This is a genomic window from Levilinea saccharolytica (assembly GCF_001306035.1).
Lineage (GTDB): Bacteria > Chloroflexota > Anaerolineae > Anaerolineales > Anaerolineaceae > Levilinea > Levilinea saccharolytica.
In genome coordinates, this window is record NZ_LGCM01000014.1 from 86,772 (window position 1) to 103,369 (window position 16,598).

At 62.8% G+C, this 16,598-nt stretch carries 15 protein-coding genes; 8 read left to right on the plus strand and 7 right to left on the minus strand.

The features are described 5' to 3' along the window. Positions 1-89: 89 nt before the first annotated feature. From kamA to ADN01_RS03190, 4 genes are read left to right on the plus strand one after another with little or no spacing between them, the layout of a single operon-like run. Positions 90-1,433: a lysine 2,3-aminomutase gene (kamA, locus tag ADN01_RS03175; protein WP_062416948.1), complete on the plus strand. Its 1,344-nt coding sequence runs from the start codon at positions 90-92 to the stop codon at positions 1,431-1,433. Between the two features lie 4 nt (positions 1,434-1,437). Further along, the gene (locus ADN01_RS03180) at positions 1,438-2,301 is read left to right on the plus strand and encodes an FkbM family methyltransferase (protein WP_062416947.1); all 864 of its coding nucleotides are present in this window, start codon (positions 1,438-1,440) and stop codon (positions 2,299-2,301) included. Positions 2,302-2,326: 25 nt separating this feature from the next. Further along, positions 2,327-3,286: an aldo/keto reductase gene (locus ADN01_RS03185; protein WP_062416946.1), complete on the plus strand. Its 960-nt coding sequence runs from the start codon at positions 2,327-2,329 to the stop codon at positions 3,284-3,286. Between the two features lie 2 nt (positions 3,287-3,288). After that, positions 3,289-4,896 (plus strand): glycosyltransferase family protein, encoded by a 1,608-nt coding sequence (locus ADN01_RS03190; RefSeq protein WP_062416945.1) that lies wholly within the window; start codon positions 3,289-3,291, stop codon positions 4,894-4,896. Between the two features lie 62 nt (positions 4,897-4,958). Here the strand turns inward: ADN01_RS03190 and ADN01_RS03195 are convergent, their stop codons facing one another. From ADN01_RS03195 to ADN01_RS03210, 4 genes are read right to left on the minus strand one after another with little or no spacing between them, the layout of a single operon-like run. Next, entirely contained in the window at positions 4,959-6,839 is a 1,881-nt protein-coding gene (locus tag ADN01_RS03195) for a glycoside hydrolase family 5 protein (RefSeq protein WP_062416944.1), read from the minus strand. A gap of 6 nt (positions 6,840-6,845) precedes the next feature. Further along, the gene (locus ADN01_RS03200) at positions 6,846-8,180 is read right to left on the minus strand and encodes a dihydrolipoamide acetyltransferase family protein (protein ID WP_062416943.1); all 1,335 of its coding nucleotides are present in this window, start codon (positions 8,178-8,180) and stop codon (positions 6,846-6,848) included. Between the two features lie 27 nt (positions 8,181-8,207). Then, a complete protein-coding gene (locus tag ADN01_RS03205; RefSeq protein ID WP_082142590.1) occupies positions 8,208-9,191 on the minus strand; it encodes an alpha-ketoacid dehydrogenase subunit beta in 984 nt (327 codons plus the stop codon). Beyond that, the gene (locus ADN01_RS03210) at positions 9,184-10,167 is read right to left on the minus strand and encodes a thiamine pyrophosphate-dependent dehydrogenase E1 component subunit alpha (protein WP_113918817.1); all 984 of its coding nucleotides are present in this window, start codon (positions 10,165-10,167) and stop codon (positions 9,184-9,186) included. The genes ADN01_RS03205 and ADN01_RS03210 overlap by 8 nt, the downstream gene beginning before the upstream one ends. 140 nt (positions 10,168-10,307) lie before the next feature. On the opposite strand from ADN01_RS03210, the gene ADN01_RS03215 reads away from it, so the two are divergent. The 4 genes from ADN01_RS03215 (at position 10,308) to ADN01_RS03230 (ending at position 14,437) form a co-directional block, all read left to right on the plus strand. Then, positions 10,308-11,144, plus strand: coding sequence for a carbon-nitrogen hydrolase family protein (locus ADN01_RS03215; RefSeq protein WP_062416940.1), 837 nt, complete (start codon positions 10,308-10,310; stop codon positions 11,142-11,144). A 155-nt stretch (positions 11,145-11,299) separates the two neighbouring features. After that, entirely contained in the window at positions 11,300-12,784 is a 1,485-nt protein-coding gene (locus tag ADN01_RS03220; RefSeq protein WP_075070916.1) for an NAD(P)/FAD-dependent oxidoreductase, read from the plus strand. A gap of 1 nt (position 12,785) precedes the next feature. Beyond that, positions 12,786-14,063 carry an NAD(P)/FAD-dependent oxidoreductase gene (locus ADN01_RS03225; protein ID WP_062416938.1) on the plus strand — a complete coding sequence of 426 codons (1,278 nt, stop codon included), beginning with the start codon at positions 12,786-12,788 and terminating at the stop codon, positions 14,061-14,063. Between the two features lie 8 nt (positions 14,064-14,071). Beyond that, a complete protein-coding gene (locus ADN01_RS03230) occupies positions 14,072-14,437 on the plus strand; it encodes a DUF1667 domain-containing protein (protein ID WP_062416937.1) in 366 nt (121 codons plus the stop codon). A 37-nt stretch (positions 14,438-14,474) separates the two neighbouring features. On the opposite strand, the gene ada is transcribed toward ADN01_RS03230, so the two are convergent. From ada to ADN01_RS03245, 3 genes are all read right to left on the minus strand, one after another. Continuing rightward, positions 14,475-15,557: a bifunctional DNA-binding transcriptional regulator/O6-methylguanine-DNA methyltransferase Ada gene (gene ada / locus ADN01_RS03235; protein WP_062416936.1), complete on the minus strand. Its 1,083-nt coding sequence runs from the start codon at positions 15,555-15,557 to the stop codon at positions 14,475-14,477. A gap of 157 nt (positions 15,558-15,714) precedes the next feature. Continuing rightward, positions 15,715-16,215, minus strand: coding sequence for a DsrE/DsrF/DrsH-like family protein (locus ADN01_RS03240; RefSeq protein ID WP_062416935.1), 501 nt, complete (start codon positions 16,213-16,215; stop codon positions 15,715-15,717). 37 nt (positions 16,216-16,252) lie between these two features. After that, a complete protein-coding gene (locus tag ADN01_RS03245; RefSeq protein WP_062416934.1) occupies positions 16,253-16,570 on the minus strand; it encodes a TusE/DsrC/DsvC family sulfur relay protein in 318 nt (105 codons plus the stop codon). Positions 16,571-16,598 lie beyond the last annotated feature (28 nt).

The window sequence follows — 16,598 nt, forward strand, 5'->3', positions numbered from 1 at the left end:
TGGATTGCATTGCGGCCTGAACCAAACCCTCGCTTCAGGTATCACCCGAAACCCTTTTTATAGATGGCAGTACAGTAAGGAGATTCCTCATGGCTAACTTGCCTTTCCCCTCCAAGCGCGCCCCGATCTACCAGGACATCCCCGACGAAAAATGGAATAGCTGGCGCTGGCAGTTGAGCAACCGGCTGAATTCTGCCGAAGATTTTGAGAAAGTGTTAAACCTGACCGATTCCGAGCGACGCGCGCTGAACACGCAGAACCTCTTCCGCGTGGATATCACCCCCTACTACGCCTCGCTGATGGATCCCAACGACACCGAAGACCCCATCCGCAAGCAGGTGGTGCCGCGCGACGATGAAATTACCCCCTTCACCGGCATGATGGAAGACTCGCTGGCCGAAGACCGCCATTCCCCCGTGCCCGGTCTGGTGCACCGCTACCCCGACCGCGTGCTCATGCTGGTGACCACCCAGTGCGCGTCCTACTGCCGCTACTGCACCCGCTCGCGCATTGTGGGCGACCCCACGGCCACCTTCTCGCGCAGCGAATTTGAAATGCAGATTGACTACCTCAAACGCACCCCCCAGGTGCGCGATGTGCTCCTTTCGGGCGGCGACCCCCTGGTGCTGGCCCCCAAACTGCTGGAAGAGCTGCTCAGCCGCCTGCGGGAAATCCCCCACATCGAGATCATCCGCATCGGCTCGCGCGTGCCGGTCTTCATGCCCCAGCGCGTGGATGATGAGCTGTGCAATATGCTGCAAAAATACCATCCCCTGTGGATGAACATCCACGTTAACCATCCCAACGAAATCAGCGCCGAGCTGGCCCAGGCCACCGACCGGCTGACCCGCGCGGGCATCCCCCTGGGCAACCAGGCCGTGCTGCTGGCGGGGGTCAACGACTGCGTGCACATCCAGCGCAGATTGGTGCAGGACCTGGTGCGCATCCGCGTGCGGCCCTACTACCTCTACCAGTGCGATCTGGTGGAAGGCGCAGGGCACTTCCGCACACCGGTGGCCAAAGGCATCGAGATCATCGAAGGCCTGCGCGGCCACACCTCCGGCTATGCCGTGCCCACCTACGTGGTAGACGCCCCCGGCGGCGGCGGCAAAATCCCGCTCATGCCCAATTATCAGGTCACCATGTCGGATCACAAGATCGTGCTGCGCAACTACGAAGGCTACATCACCACCTACGAAGAGCCGATCGAATACCGCCCCCACGACCCCAAGACCTGCGCCTACTGCCAGAACAAGCGCGTGGAGCCTGGGCAGTCCGGCCTGAGCGGCCTGCTGGACGGCGAAGAGATGTTCATCAAGCCGGAAGGCTTCGACCAGCTGCACAACCGCGGCGGCGGGGCGCACCGTCTGCGCGCAGATGACGCCAAATGGAAGCCGCTGGGCATCGGCTCCGGCTCGAAAGACGAGGCCTAAGCCCTTGGCCACACATCCCCTGGTTTCCCTGGCATCCTGGACAGCCCGCCACCTGCCCGATTCCTGGCGGCGGGCGTTTTACCGTGTGCCGCCGCTGGCGCGTTTCCTGCGCAAGCAGCTCAATCAGGCTGTGCCGGAGGGGCGGGGGATGGTGGAAGTGGCCGCAGGCGGGCTGCAGGGCGCCCGCCTGAACCTGGATTTGCACAAAGAAAAAGACTACTGGCTGGGGACGTACGAAACCGAACTGCAAGAGATTGTGCGCGATTTCGTGCGCCCCGGCCAGGTGGTGTATGACGTGGGGGCCAACATCGGCTACATCAGCCTGCTGATGGCCCGCGCGGTGGGCAGCCGCGGGCAGGTATTTGCCTTCGAGGCCCTGCCGGAAAACATCTCCCGGCTGCGCGAAAACCTGGCCCTGAACGACTTTGCCAGCGGCGTGGAGGTGGTGCCCGCGGCCGTGGTAGACCGCGGCGGGCAGGTGCGCTTTTTGGTGCACGATTCCACCAGCATGGGCAAGGTGGACGGTTCGGTGGGGCGCAGCAACCAGCAGTACCCCGGCGAGCTGTGGGTGACGGGGGTGAGCCTGGACGAATTTGTGTTCACCCAGGGCCGCCCCGCCCCCGACGTGGTGAAGATGGATATAGAAGGCGGCGAGGTGTTGGCCCTGCCGGGGATGCAGCGCATTCTGCAAACCCATGCCCCCCTGCTGTTGGTGGAGCTGCACAGCCGCGCCGCCGCCCAAACCGCCTGGGATTTGCTGGCCCCGCTGGGGTATCAACTGTGCGCCATGACTCACGGCGCGCCCATCCTGCACAGCGCGGCGGAACTGGACGAGCGTTCCTATGTGATCGCCCGTCCGCCTGAATAGACCTCATTTGGTGGAGGGTACCAAGATGCATTATCGGCGCTTAGGACGTTCTGGCTTGAAGGTCAGCGAGATTTCGCTGGGTTCCTGGATCACATTCGGGGGACAGGTGGACACCAGCGGCGCGCGCGATATCATCCACGCCGCCTATGACCAGGGGGTCAATTTCTTTGACTGCGCGGATGTGTACGCCAACGGGCAGGCCGAAGTGCTGCTGGGCCGCGCCATTCAAGACCTGCCGCGCGAGGCTCTGGTGCTCTCCAGCAAGGTCTTCTGGCCCACTATGCCCGGTCCCAACGGGCGCGGCCTGTCGCGCAAGCACATTGTTGAATCCATTCACGCCAGCCTGCGCCGCACGGGCACGGATTATCTGGATCTGTATTTCTGCCACCGCTACGACCCCGACACGCCCATTGAAGAGGTGGTGCAGACCATGGACAGCCTGGTGCGCCAGGGCAAAATCCTCTACTGGGGCACCTCCGAATGGGAACCGGCCCAGGTGGTGCAGGCCTTTGGCGTGGCCGGGCGCTACGGATTGATCGCGCCCAGCATGGAACAGCCGCGCTACAACCTGCTCTTCCGCCGCCGTGTAGAGGTGGAGCTGACCCCCGTCTGCAAAGAATTTGGCCTGGGGCTGACCACCTGGAGTCCATTGGAATTCGGCATCCTCTCCGGCAAATACAACGAAGGCATCCCCAGCGGCAGCCGCGCTTCGCTGCCCGAAATGGGCTGGATGCGCGATGAGCTGACCCCCGAACGGGTCAGCCAGGTGCGCCAACTGACCGCCCTGGCCCAGGAATTGGACATCACCACCGCCCAATTGGCCATCGCCTGGCTGCTGCGCCGCAAAGAGGTCAGCAGCGTCATCACCGGCGCCACCCGCCAGGAACAGCTGGATGAAAACCTGGGCGCTGCCGACGCCGTGGACCTGCTGAACGACGAAGTCCTGGAACAGATCGAACAGATCATGGGCAACCAGCCGGAATAACCGTGAGTTCCAATCAGCGTCAGGTATTCCTCATCCTGCTTTTCATAGCGGCGGTCTATTTCGCCGCCTTCATCCCCGCCAACCGTACCGGCGCGCGCGATGCCGAGATGCTGTCCATCTTTGAGGTGGACGAATACGCCCAGTACCCCCACGTGGTGCGCATGCTCACGCCGGGCGACAGCGCCTATCAGAGCCTGCGCAATTTTACTGTGTACCTGCATTACTACTACGGCTACCCCTTTTACCTCAGCTCCGCGCTGAGCGTTCTGCCCCTGCGCCTGTGGTGGGGGGCGGAGTGGACCGCCCACAGCCCGTGGATCATCACCACCCTGCGGCAGATGATCAGCGTCCTGCCCATGCTGGCCGCCCTGATGCTGCTGACCTTTATGCAGACGCGCTTCCGCTCCTGGCCGCGCTCGGTGGGGCTGTTTACGCTGCTGCTGGCCGTGCCGGGCGTGGTGGTGAACAACCTGTGGTGGCATGTGGACAGCCTGATGGTGCTGTTCATCGTTCTGACCCTGTTTTTCCTGCTGCGCGACGACTTCCGCTACGGGCGGCATTTCCTCTTCGCGGCGGCGGCCTGCGGCCTGGCGGTGGGTACCAAACTGCTGGGGGTGTTCTTTGTGCTGGCGGTGCCCGCCTATCTGCTGTGGGGCGTCGCCCGGCGCAAGCTGACCTGGGGGCGCGCCGCGCTGATGGGGGCGGCCTTTGTGGGCGTCATGGCCGCCGCGGTAGTGATTGCCAACCCGCTGCTGCTGCTGCCCCAGGAACGCGCCGAAATTTTGTCCACTCAGCGCTCCCTCTTCCGCGAGGCCTCGCAGGGCATTTTCCTGACCTCCACCGACACCTATTTTCAATGGGGGCAGTATCCTGAAGATTTCCGCGTGCATTACGGCGAGCTGGCCTTCGTGCTGCTCAGCCTGGCTGGGCTGGGGATGGGCCTGCGCAAGGCCGAGTCGCGCCTGGGCAGCGCCATGATCCTGGCCTGGGCCGTGCCCATGATGGTGGTCTTCACCGTGTTCGCCACCCGCCGCACCCATTACTTCCTGCCGGTGATGCTGCCGATCATCTCCTGCTTGGTGCACCTGCTGCCCGAAGGCTGGCGCCCCTGGCAAATCACCAGCGCCCGCTGGCAATGGGGGCTGCGCACCGCCGCGCTGATGCTGGTGCTGCTGCAATTTGGTATGTATTTCAACCAGGACACCCGAATTCTGAACCAGCAGCTCCAACGAGAAGAGACCTCCATCAGCCTGGGCTTCACCGCCCGGGTGGAAGATTGGATCGCCCAGGAGCGCCCCGGCGAAAAGCTGCGCGTCTTCCGCGATTGGCGCGTATATCTGCCCGAAACCGAGCTGCGCAGTGTGCACATGGATTGGGGCCTGCCCAACTGGGAAAAGGTCAGCGCGCTGAATCCCGATTTGATCGCCCTGGAGCAGGAGAACATCACCCTCTACGCCGACCCCAGCGCGGTGGAACGCGCCGTGGACCCCGGGGATATGCAGTGGGTGCATGAGTTTTACCGCATGGCCCAGGAAGACCGCCTGCCGGGCTATCAGCGCGTGCTTTCAGATGATTTTGGGGTGCTCTTCGCGCGCAGCGCCGTCCCCTAAAGAAAACGGGCCGCCCTCCAGCCTGTGGAAGGCAGCCCGTTCCGTTTAACCACTGAGAAAACTCACCCCAAGGGGGTCAGCCGCAGGGTGTGTTCGCCGCGTTCCGCCGAAGGTTGATAGAGCAGCACCTGGGCGTCCAGATCCAGGCTGTATTCGCCGTCCGAAACCACCACCTGGCAGCCGTTGGGATAATGCAGCCGGGGCACAAATACCTCGGTGGGGGCACTCACCTGGGGGTCGTGGCGGAAGGCCATTTCAAACACGCGCTTTTTCAAATCAAAAGACATGCGCAGCAAATCGCCGGAGGTCTTGCGCGCGTAGGGGCGCACCGCCGCTGGCAAAGCCCGCCCACCCGAATCGGGGTCGTTGGGGTCTTTTTGCTGGTCGCGGCTGAAAATGGACAGGTCTTCTTCGTTCCACAAGTCGCCGTGGGTATTGTTGTTGTCGGGGGTGTAATTCCACAGGGTGCTGTTGAGCAGGTTGGCTTCCAGCGCGCGGTACGAATCGTCCAGGGCCTGGGTTTGGGCCGAAAAATCGCCGGTGCGGTAGGCGCGCTTGCGTTTCATGTCCATGGGCGTGCCAAATTCACCGATCAGGGTGGGCACATCCCCCAGGCGGGTGCGCGACACCTCTTTGATCTGGCCCAGCTGGCGCGCGTGCATTTTATTGACGCTGCCGGCCCCCACGACCAGGCGGCGGCTTTCCACGTCCACGCTGAACCAGCTGCGGTAATCCTTGAGGAAGAGGGTGATGTCGTCGTACCAGTGGGTGGCGTTGACGATATTTTCGGCGTCGTTCGGCCCCCACACGGGCAGCTCATCGCCCAGGGTGCCTTCCAGGAACAGGACGGCGTTGGGATGCACCATGCGGATGGCGCGGGCGTAGCGGTTGGCAAAGGGGCGGAAATAGTCGTGGGGAAAGTCCACCTTGCGCCCATCCACATGGGTAAAGTAGTCCGGTTTCAGCAGGTAGGGCTGGCCGTTCACATCCACATCCCACACCCCGTGGGCACGCCAGATGCACTCGCGGCCGGGCAACCAGGCGCGCACCCCCGCCGAGTTCAGCTTGCGGCGCTCCACCTGGCGGCGGCCGGTGATGCCCTGCTCATACACCCCCACCGTCTGGGAGATGCCGTCGCCCAGGGCAAAGGACTGCAAAGGCGTGGGACTGGGGCCAAAATCGAAGGGGGGATGGATGCTGTTCAGGTTGTGCAGGCCCGCAAAGCCGCGGTGCGGCTCGTTGAGCGAGTCATAGCCGATCACGTTGGGTTCATCTTTCAGACGGATGGCCAGCTGCTGGATGGCGTGGATGTAATGGCCCTGCAAAAACTCCTGCACGGGAACCCCGTCCACCAGGGTGTTGGGGGCAAAATCGTTGCCTGCGAAGAACAGGGTGAACATGGTAGCCGCGGCCAGCTTGTGATAGTTGGTTGGCCAGATCATGCGCGGGTATTCGCCCGCCGTCATGGCATGCACAAAAGCCGTGCCGGTCTCGTGCAGGCGAGTCAAATCAAAGCCGACCGCTTCCAGAGTCCAGCCGGGGGCGCCATCGCCGCCGGTGAAGCGGCTCCACACATCCTGATGGGGGTCAATGAACACGTCAAAGCCGTGCTGGGCCGCCTTGCGGATGACCTGCACGACATAATCCAGGTAGGCTTCGTCGTACGAGCCCGGCCCGGCGTGTTCAATGGCTTCCCAGGTGACCAGGAAGCGCAGGAAATTGAACCCCCAGCGGCGCAGGCGGGACAGATGTTCATCCGCCTCGGCCAGGGGGAAAGGCCTCCCGACAAAAGACACGGTGCGGTGGTCGAAGAAATTTTCGCGAAGGTGGGTTGCGCCGTTGGGTGTGCAGGGCACTTTGGTGCTGCCGCTGAGGTTAACCCCCCGCAGCAGCAGGCGGCGGTTGGCTTCGTCTTTAAACCAGGGGCCATCCGTTCGAATCATCGCAGTTTAGCTCCAATCTTGAAGGGTATGGACCACCGTGGACAGGAATTGATCCGCGGCTGCGCCATCCAAAATGCGGTGATCGAAGGTGAGGGACAGGTACACCATGGGGCGGATGGCGATGGCATCCTCAATCACCACCGGCCGCTTTTGAATGGCTCCGACGCCCAGTATAGCACATTGTGGCTGATTGATGATGGGTGTGGCAAAGAGAGAGCCGGAGGTTCCGTGGTTGGTGATGGTGCAGGTGCCGCCCTTGACCTCATCCGGCTGCAAGCGGCGAGCGCGGGCGCGCTCGGCCAGGTCATTGATGGAGCGCGCCAGTCCCAACAGGCTCAGCCCATCGGCGTGCTTAATCACCGGCACAATCAGGCCGTCGGTCCCCAGCGAGGTGGCCATGCCGATGTTGATGGCGCTGTGGATGAGAATGCCCTCCTCCGTCCAAGAGGAGTTGACCAGGGGCACGGCCTTGAGGGCGGCCACCAGGGCCGAGATCCAATAGGCCGTGTAGGTCAGGTTGACCCCGTCGCGGGCAAAGGCCGCCTTGTGCGCTTCGCGGTGGGCCGTCACACGCTGCAAATTGGCTTCCATGACGGTGGTGACGTGCGGCGAGGTGTGCTTGCTCATCACCATGTGGGCGGCGATGGACTTGCGCAGGGTGTCCAGGGGTACCAGCCGGTCTCCGGGTTGGGCGGCAGGCGCGGGCGGGGCAGGCGGCGGCGTGGGGACGGCCTTGGGCGGGGTGGGCGCAGCACTGGGCGGCGCGCCCGCGGCAAACATCAGCTCGGTGGGGCGGAAAAGATCACCCTCGCCGGGGGTCTCCCAGGCCAGCGGTTCGGCCTGGGCGGGCGGCGGCGCGGCCAGAAAGGCCAGCACATCTTTTTTGGTGATGCGTCCGCCCTCGCCGGTGCCTTTCACCAGGGTCAAATCCACCCCCTGCTCGCGCGCCAGGCGCGCCACCACCGGCGAGATGAAGCCCAGGTCGCGGTCGCGGCCAGCGGCAGGCGCCAGGGTGGGCGGCGGTGCAGCCGGTGCGGCGGCCTCAGCCGCGGGTTCGGCGGCATGCGCGCTTTGCGGGCCCTCACCCTCCGGCAAGACCTCGCCGGGCTGGCCGATCCACGCCAAAATCGTCCCAGCGCGCACGGTGGTGCCGGCGGGAACCAGAATTTTCAGCAGCGTGCCCCCCGCGGGCGAAGGGATTTCGCTGTCCACCTTATCGGTGTTGACTTCCAGCAGCGATTCAAATTCTTGAATCGTCTCACCTTCCTGGCGCAGCCATTGGGTCACCGTGCCTTCAACCACGGATTCGCCCAACTGCGGCATGATCACTTTTGTCGGCATAGGATCTCTCCTAAAAAGGTAACGCGGTTAAAAGGCGGCCAGTTCGCGCAGCGCGGCGGCGATTTTATCGGGGTTGGGCATGAACCAATCCTGCAGCGGGTGGCTGAAGGGCACGCCGGGCACATCCGGCCCCGCCAGGCGGCGCACGGGGGCATCCAGGTCCTGGAAGGCGTGTTCGGCGATGGTCGCGGCGATTTCAGCCCCGTAGCCGCCGGTGAGGTTATCCTCATGCACAATCAGGGCTTTGCCGGTCTTGCGCACCGAGGCCAAAATGGTCTCGCGGTCCACGGGGTAGAGGGTACGCAAGTCCACCACTTCCACATCCACGCCCTCCGCGGCCAGCTTCTCGGCCGCCTGCAGGGTGTAATGGTGCATCATGCCGTAGGCAAAAACGCTCACATCCGCGCCGGCGCGCGTCACCTGGGCCGGGCCGATGGGCACGGTGTACTCGCCCTCCGGCACCTCCCCGCGGATGAGACGGTAACCTTTCTTCGGCTCAAAGAACATCACCGGGTTGGGGTCGCGCACCGCCGATTTTAGCAGCCCCTTGGCGTCATAGGGGTTGGAGGGGATGACCACCTTCAGGCCGGGGACGTGGGTGAAGAAGGCTTCCACGCTCTGCGAATGGTACAGGCCGCCGCCAATGCCGCCGCCGTAGGGGGCGCGGATGACCATCGGCACGGTCCAATCGCCGTTGGAGCGGTAGCACATCTTGGCCGCCTCGCTGACGATCTGGTTGAAAGCCGGGTAGATAAAATCGGCAAATTGAATTTCGCAGATGGGGCGCATGCCGTACAGGGCTGCGCCGATGCCCACCCCCACGATGGACAGTTCCGCCAGGGGGGAATCGATCACGCGCTCCGGGCCGTATTTATCAAACAGGCCCACAGTGGCGCGGAAAACGCCCCCGCGCACGCCCACATCCTCGCCCACGATGAACACGTTGGGGTCGCGGGCCATTTCCTCATCCATCGCCATGCGCACAGCGTCAATCAAGGTCATCTCAGGCACGGCGCACCTCCTCCACATACACCGGATAGGCAGCTTCTTCCACCGCCGGATAGGGGGCTTTTTCGGCGTAGGCCACGGCATCATCCACCATCGCCTTGGCGCGGCTCTCCATCTCTTCCAATTCGCGGGCGCTGAGCACGCCGCTTTCCAGCAGCTGTGTGCGCGCCACCAAAATGGGGTCGCGCTTCTTGTTTTCTTCCACCTCTTCGCGCGTGCGGTAAGAACGGTCGTCGTCATCCGAAGAGTGCGGGGTGATGCGGTACATGCGCGCCTCAATCAGGCTGGGGCCGCCGCCGGAGCGGGCCTTGGCCACCACCTCGCTCATCACCGCGTACACGGCAAACACATCCGTGCCGTCCACCATGCGCCCGTCCAGCCCCAGCCCGCAGGCTTTATCGGCGGCGGATTTGACCGCCATCTGCTTATCGGTAGGGACGGAGATGGCATACTGGTTGTTCTCCACCAGGAAGATCACCGGCAGGGCGTGAATGGCGGCCCAGTTGACCGCCTCGTACCATTCCCCCTGCGAGGTGGAACCTTCGCCGATGGTGGTCAATACCACCTTATCCTCTTTGCGCATCTTAATCGCCAGGCCAATGCCGGCCGCGTGCGGGGCCTGGGTGGCCACCGGCGCGGAATGGCTGACGGCGTTGGCCGAGCGCAGACTCCAATGGGAGGGCATTTGCCGCCCGCCCGAATTGGGTTCCTCGCGTTTGCCCATCAGGCTGAGCACAAAATCGCGGGGGGTGTAGCCCAGGCACAGCATCAAGGCCAGGTCGCGGTAATAGGGCGTCACCCAATCTTCGCCGCGCCGCAAGGCAAAGGCCGCGCCCACCTGGGCCGCCTCCTGCCCGATACCAGAAATATGAAAGGCTATTTTGCCCTGGCGGTGCAGCACCCAGGCGCGTTCGTCCAGCCGCCTGGATAAGAGCATGTGCCAGAACATGTCGCGCTTCAATTCAGCCGTCACTTCCATCTGTTTCGCTCCTCCTGTCGATGTGTTACCAGCCTTCATTGATCGTTAATCTCACCGATTGCGTTATGAGTGTACCATAGCCAAAAGGCGAAGTAAAATAGGATCATCTCCGCAAGTATGGGCAGCCCCAAGGAGCCCTCATGAAAATACACGCCGTCGTGGCCCAATTCCCAGTGTCTTTTTCCATCCCCGAAAATCTGCACAGCATCCTTACCGTTATGGAGCAGACCGTCCCCGGAGATTTGGTGCTGCTGCCAGAAGGCTCCCTTTCCGGGTACTCGGATGATCTTTCGTTTCTTAAGGATATCAATCCGCACGAAGTGCAAGAGGGGCTAAGCCGCCTGCGAAACGAAGCCGTCAGGCGCAGCATTAACCTGTGGGTGGGGGCCTGTGTTCGCGATGACATGCCTGGCAGGATCTCGCCGCGCCCCCACAAAACGAGGGGCACTAGGGACGGGAACTGGGTTAACGCGGCCTACGGGTTTACGCCGGACGGCGAAACCCACACCTACCGCAAAATCAACCTGGCCACGCATGAACGGGGTGTGTTTTGCGCGGGCAGCGATTTGCCCGTGTTTGAGCTGACCGCCCCGGAGGGGAAATTCCGGGTGGGGGTTCAAATGTGCCGGGAGCTGCGTTTCCCCGAACAATGGGGATGGATGGCCCGCCGTGGGGCGCAGGTTTTCCTGCACTTAAACAATGCCGTCGGAGATGACACCCAGCAGCCCGTTTGGAAAAGCCACCTGGTCAGCCGCGCCGCTGAAACGCAGCGCTTTGTGTTGAGCGCCAATAACGCCGCGCCCCAGCAGGTCTGCCCCACCCTGGCTGTGGCTCCGAACGGAAAAACCGCCGGTGAAATCGTCTCTTCTGAATTGGGCATTCTGCGAGTGGAGCTGGATCTATCCAGAGTGTCCAATTGGTATCTGGATCAGTGCCGCTGCGATGTGGCCGCCATCCAGGGAAAATCTGCTGTGTGATGCAGCCGTCCACGGGCCCGACAACAAGATTCGCTCCAAATCGAGGCTTTAAATAATCCGGAAGCAGCCCGTGTTTCGGGTATACTAAGCATACGCTGTTGGTGAAAAAGAACACAAAGTCGTTCACCTTTTAGAACTCAAAACGAAAGAAGCGAATGATGAAAGCTTACGATGTAATTGTCATCGGAGGCGGGATTGTGGGCTGCATGACAGCGCGCTTTCTCTCGCGCTACCGCCTCAACATTTTGCTGATCGACAAGGCCGCCGATATCGGCACGGGCGCCTCCGCGGCCAACTCGGCCATCGTCCACGCCGGCTACGACCCCGAACCCGGTACGCTGAAAGCCAAAATGAACGTGCTCGGAAACGCCATGTGGGACACGCTCTCGGGCGAGCTGGGTTTTGAGTACGACCGGCGCGGCGACTACGTGGTGGCGATTGGGCCGGAGGAACTGGACACGCTGGATAAGCTGCTGGAACAGGGGCGGCGCAACGGTGTGCCCGGCATGCACGTGATTCTGGCGGACGAAATGCGCTCGCGCGAGCCTAACATCAACCCGCTGGTCAGCGGGGCGCTGTGGGCCCCCACCGGCGGCATCTGCGATCCCTTCATGGCCACCGTGGCCGCCGCCGAGAACGCCGTGGCCAACGGCGTCACCGTGCTGCTGGAAACCGAATTTCAAGATTTCATCTTCGACGGCGCGCGCATTGTGGGTGTGCGCACCAATGTGGGAGATTTTGGCTGCCGCTGGGCGGTCAACGCCGCCGGGCTGTACGCCGACCAGGTGATGCACAAAGCCGGGGTGCGTCCCGAATTTAAGATCACCCCCCGCCGCGGAGAGTACGCCGTCTTAGACCGCGCCGAGCTGGAGGTGAACAATGTGCTCTTCCCCGTGCCCTCCGAACGCGGAAAGGGCATTCTGGTCACGGCCACCCTGCACGGCAACGCCATGGTCGGACCCAATTCGCAAATCGTGGACGACGCGGAAGACAGCGCCGTCACCAACGACGGCATGGCTGAAATTTGGGAAGGGGCGCAAAAGCTGATCCCCTCCCTCACCCCGCGCCTGGCTATCGCCGTCTTTGCCGGGCTGCGCGCCCACGGCAACGCCCCCTGCCTGACCCCAGGCGTTTCTCACAACCACGATTTCATCATCGAAACTCCACGCGAAGCCCCCGGGCTGGTGAACATCGGCGGGATCGAATCCCCTGGCCTGACCTCGGCCCCTGCCATCGCCCTGCACGTCATCGAGATGCTGCGCGAAGCGGGCGAGAAACTGGAAGAGAAGCCGGACTGGAACCCCATCCGCCCGCCCCGGCCGCACTTCCGCAAGCTGCCGCGCGAAGAGCAGATGAAGCTGATCAAAGCCGACCCGCGCTTTGGGCGCGTGATCTGCCGCTGTGAAATGGTCACCGAAGGCGAGATCATCGCCGAAATTCACGCCCCCATCCCCGCCCGCAATTACGACGCCATCAAGCGCCGCACCTGGCTGGGAACCGGCCGCTGCCTGGGCTCGTTTGACATGCCGCGCGTGGTGGAAATCCTGGCCGAAGAGCTGGGCATCGCCCCCGAAGAGGTCACCAAAAAAGGCCCGGGGTCCGAATTTTTGACCCGCAAGACCAAAGCGTGGGAGGCCTGAGATGACGACAAAAGATCGCTATGATGTGGTCATTATCGGCGCAGGGCCGGGCGGCCTGGCAGCCGCCATCGCTGCCCGCCAAAACGGCGCAGAGGATGTGCTGGTGATCGAACGAGATAAGGAATTGGGCGGGATTTTGCAGCAGTGCATCCACAACGGCTTTGGCCTGGAGACCTTTCAGCAGGACCTCCCCGGCCCCAGCTATGCCCAACGCTTCATTGATCAGGCCCTGGATCACGGCGTGGAGTTCCTGCTGGATACGATGGTGCTGGATATCAGCTCGCAGCGGCGCATCTTTGCCACCGGCAAACACAGCGGCATTGTGGACCTGACCGCGCGCTCGGTGGTGCTTTCGATGGGCTGCCGCGAACGCACCCGCGCCCAAATCCGCATCCCCGGCATGCGCCCGGCAGGGGTGTACACCGCCGGAACCGCCCAGCGCTGGGTGAATGTGGAAGGCTTTATGCCCGGCAGCCGCTATGTCATCCTCGGCTCCGGCGACATCGGCATGATCATGGCCCGCCGCCTGACCCTGGAAGGGGCGCATGTGGAGCGCGTGCTGGAAGTCATGCCTTACCTGACTGGCCTGACGCGCAACTATGTGCAGTGCCTGATGGATTTTGACATCCCCTTGCAGCTCAGCCACACCGTCAAGCGCATCATCGGCCACAAGCGCGTTGAGGCCGTGGAAACCGTGCGCGTGGACGAGCGCTGGAACCCCATCCCCGGCAGCGAGGAGATCATCCCCTGCGATACCATGCTGCTTTCGGTGGGCCTCATCCCTGAGAACGAGCTTTCGCGCCAGGCGGGCGTGCTGATAGACCCGCTCACCGGCGGGCCCTTTGTGGACGACAGCTTCCAGACCAACATCCCCGGCATTTTCGCCGCCGGAAACGTGGTGCATGTCTACGACCTGGTGGATTGGGTCTCCGAAGCCGGGCGGCTGGCGGGCATCAGCGCCGCGCGCTTTGCCGCCCAGGTGCGGCGCAAAGAAAACCGCCTGGTGCCGCTGCTGGCGGGTGAAAATGTGCGCTATGTCGTGCCGCACCGCATGGACCGCGAAACTTTGGCCGAAACCCCCGTGCGCCTGCAATTGCGCGTACGTCAGCCGATTGAGTCGCCGGTGTGGGTGGAAGTGCGCAATCGCACCAATCTGATCGCGCGCAAGGGTGAGCTGTACGCCCGCCCCGGGGAAATCATCACCCTGGAAATCCCCACCACGGCCTATGACGAAGTGCAGAAAGCCGATGAACTGACCCTGGCTGTGGTCAAACGATAGGTGAAACCATGAGCGAAAAAACCAAAATCCTGTGCATCACCTGTCCCAAAGGCTGCACCCTGGAGGTCAGCCACGAAGGGCAGACGATTTTAGAGGTCAAACCGGGCTGCAAACGCGGGCATGCCTACGCCGCTAATGAGCTGGTGAACCCGCGCCGCATGGTGGCCACCACGGTCAACATCCGCGGCGGGCTGCATCCCCTGCTGCCGGTGTACACCTCGGCGCCTTTCCCCAAAGGGCGCATCCACGAGCTGCGCGAAGTGCTGCGCAAGGTGGAAGTGCAGGCCCCCATCCGCATGGGCGCGGTGGTGGTGGAAGACATTTTGGGAACGGGCGTGAACATTTTGGCCAGCCGCGATATGGCCCAGGCCTAGCGCCCAATCCTTCAATTTCGCCGATTCAGCCCGCGCCTCATTCCGAGGGGCGGGCTTCGCGTTCCAGGAGCTGACGTTTGCGCTCCACCCCCCAGCGGTAACCGCCCAACTGGCCGCCCGCCGCCACCACACGGTGGCAGGGGATGGCCACCGCCAGGGTGTTGGCCCCGCAGGCCTGGGCCACCGCCCGCACCGCCTTGGGGCTGCCCAGGCGCTGCGCCACCTGGCCGTAGGTGGCCGTCTGACCGGCGGGGATGTCTTGCAGGGCAGCCCATACCCGCCGCTGAAAAGCCGTGCCGCGAATATCCAGGGGCAAATGCAGTCCGCCGGCGGGTTCTTCTAAGAAGGTCAGCACCTGGCGCACCCAGCCTTCAAATTCTGCATCCGCAGACACCTGTTCGGCCTGCGGAAAGCGCGCCCGCAAAGCCGCTTCCAGCGCAGCCGGGTCAGATCCGAAATCAATGGCGCAGATGCCCGCCGCCGTGCGCGCCACCAGCACCCAGCCCAAAAAAGAGGCCGCCACCGCGTACTGAATCTGCTGCCCTGAGCCGCCGTGCTGATATTGAGTCGGGCGCATGCCCAACTCGGCCGCCGACTGGGTGTAAAGCGGCGCGCTGGAGCCGTACCCCGCCGCGTACATGGCCTCGGTGACGGTGGTACCCGCCGTCAAGGCCCCGCGCAAACGCTCGCCGCGCTTCTGCAAAAAATACTGCTTGGGGGAGATACCCACGTGCTTCTTGAACAGGCGCTGAAAATGGTAGGGGCTCATGCCCGCCGCCTCGGCTAACTGCATCAGGCTGGGGGAGCGCTCGGCCTCTTCCAGCGTGCGGCAGGCGTCCTGAATCAGCGCCAGGGCGGGTGAAAACGACTGCGGCAGCTGCGGCTGGCAGCGTTTGCACGGGCGAAAACCGGCCTGCTCGGCGGCCTGGGGGCTGCCAAAAAAGCGCACATGGTCGCGGCGCGGCAGACGCGAAGGGCAGGAGGGGCGGCAGTACACGCCCGTGGTGCTCACGCCGTAATACAGGCGACCGTCCAGGCGGGCGTCGCGGTTTTGCACAGCCTCCCAACAGGTGTCGGGGGAGAGGGTCAGCATTTCGGTTTCAGGGGTCGCATTCATCATGTCACCTTCCAGCGGGCAGATCGTCCAATTGTGATCCTGATGATACTGCACGGCAGCAGCGGCGGCTATTGGATTCTTGCGCTGTCATTCTACCCCATGCGCACAAAAAAAGGCCCCCCGTGAGGGAGGCCGGTTTGTTCTATGCTGCTGCGTCGGGCTAGATGAAGATGATCTGCGCGCCGTCGGTCATGTCCATGAAATCCGAGGCTGTGACGATGTCAATCACACCATCCACAAAATCTTCCTTCTTCAGGCCCATCATATCCACCGACATCTTGCAGGCGTACAGCTTGGCGCCCGCATCCACCAGCATTTGCAGATATTCGCTGACCGGAGGAACTTCCAGTTCCTTCATTTTGTCTTTCATCAGCTTGGTGGCGAAGGCGGTCATGCCCGGCAGCACACCCATCAGGTTGGGGATGCCCAGATTGCCGGTGTTCACGCCCATCATGGTCATCTTCATGCTGGTGTTAGCCACGGGCGCGATCTCCAGCTTGTCCACGCGGTTTTTGTTGATGAGGTCCATGCCCCAGAAGGTGAAGAAGATGGTGACATCAATGCCGTTGCCCAGCGCCGCCCAGCCCATCACCAGCGCCGGGTAGGCCATATCCAGGGTGCCCTTCGAGCAAATAAACGCAACTTTGCGGTCTTCAGCCATGTTTAACTCTCCTTATGATCCATTACAGTGGGTTGATTTAGACACAGCCTTCGGGCTTACCCAGACCGGCGATGTGGGCCACTTTCTTGGCGGGGCCTTTGGGGAAGAGGGTGAACATCTCTTTGGTGGTGATGCCCGCGCCGTTGGTGATGGTGCGCAGGGTGGGGGCCTTGCCAGAAGCAGCGCCCACCTCGCGGCAGAAGTTGATCACTTTCCAATGGGCTTCGGTGAGTTCCTCAATGCCCTCTTCTTTAGCGATCTCCACCGCAATTTCCTGGGTCCATTCCGCGGGGTTGGTCATGAAACCTTCTTCGTTGACCGCGACGGTTTTGCCTGCAATTGTACGAGTAGCCATGTGTTCCTCCAGATTTGTTTTCTTTCCA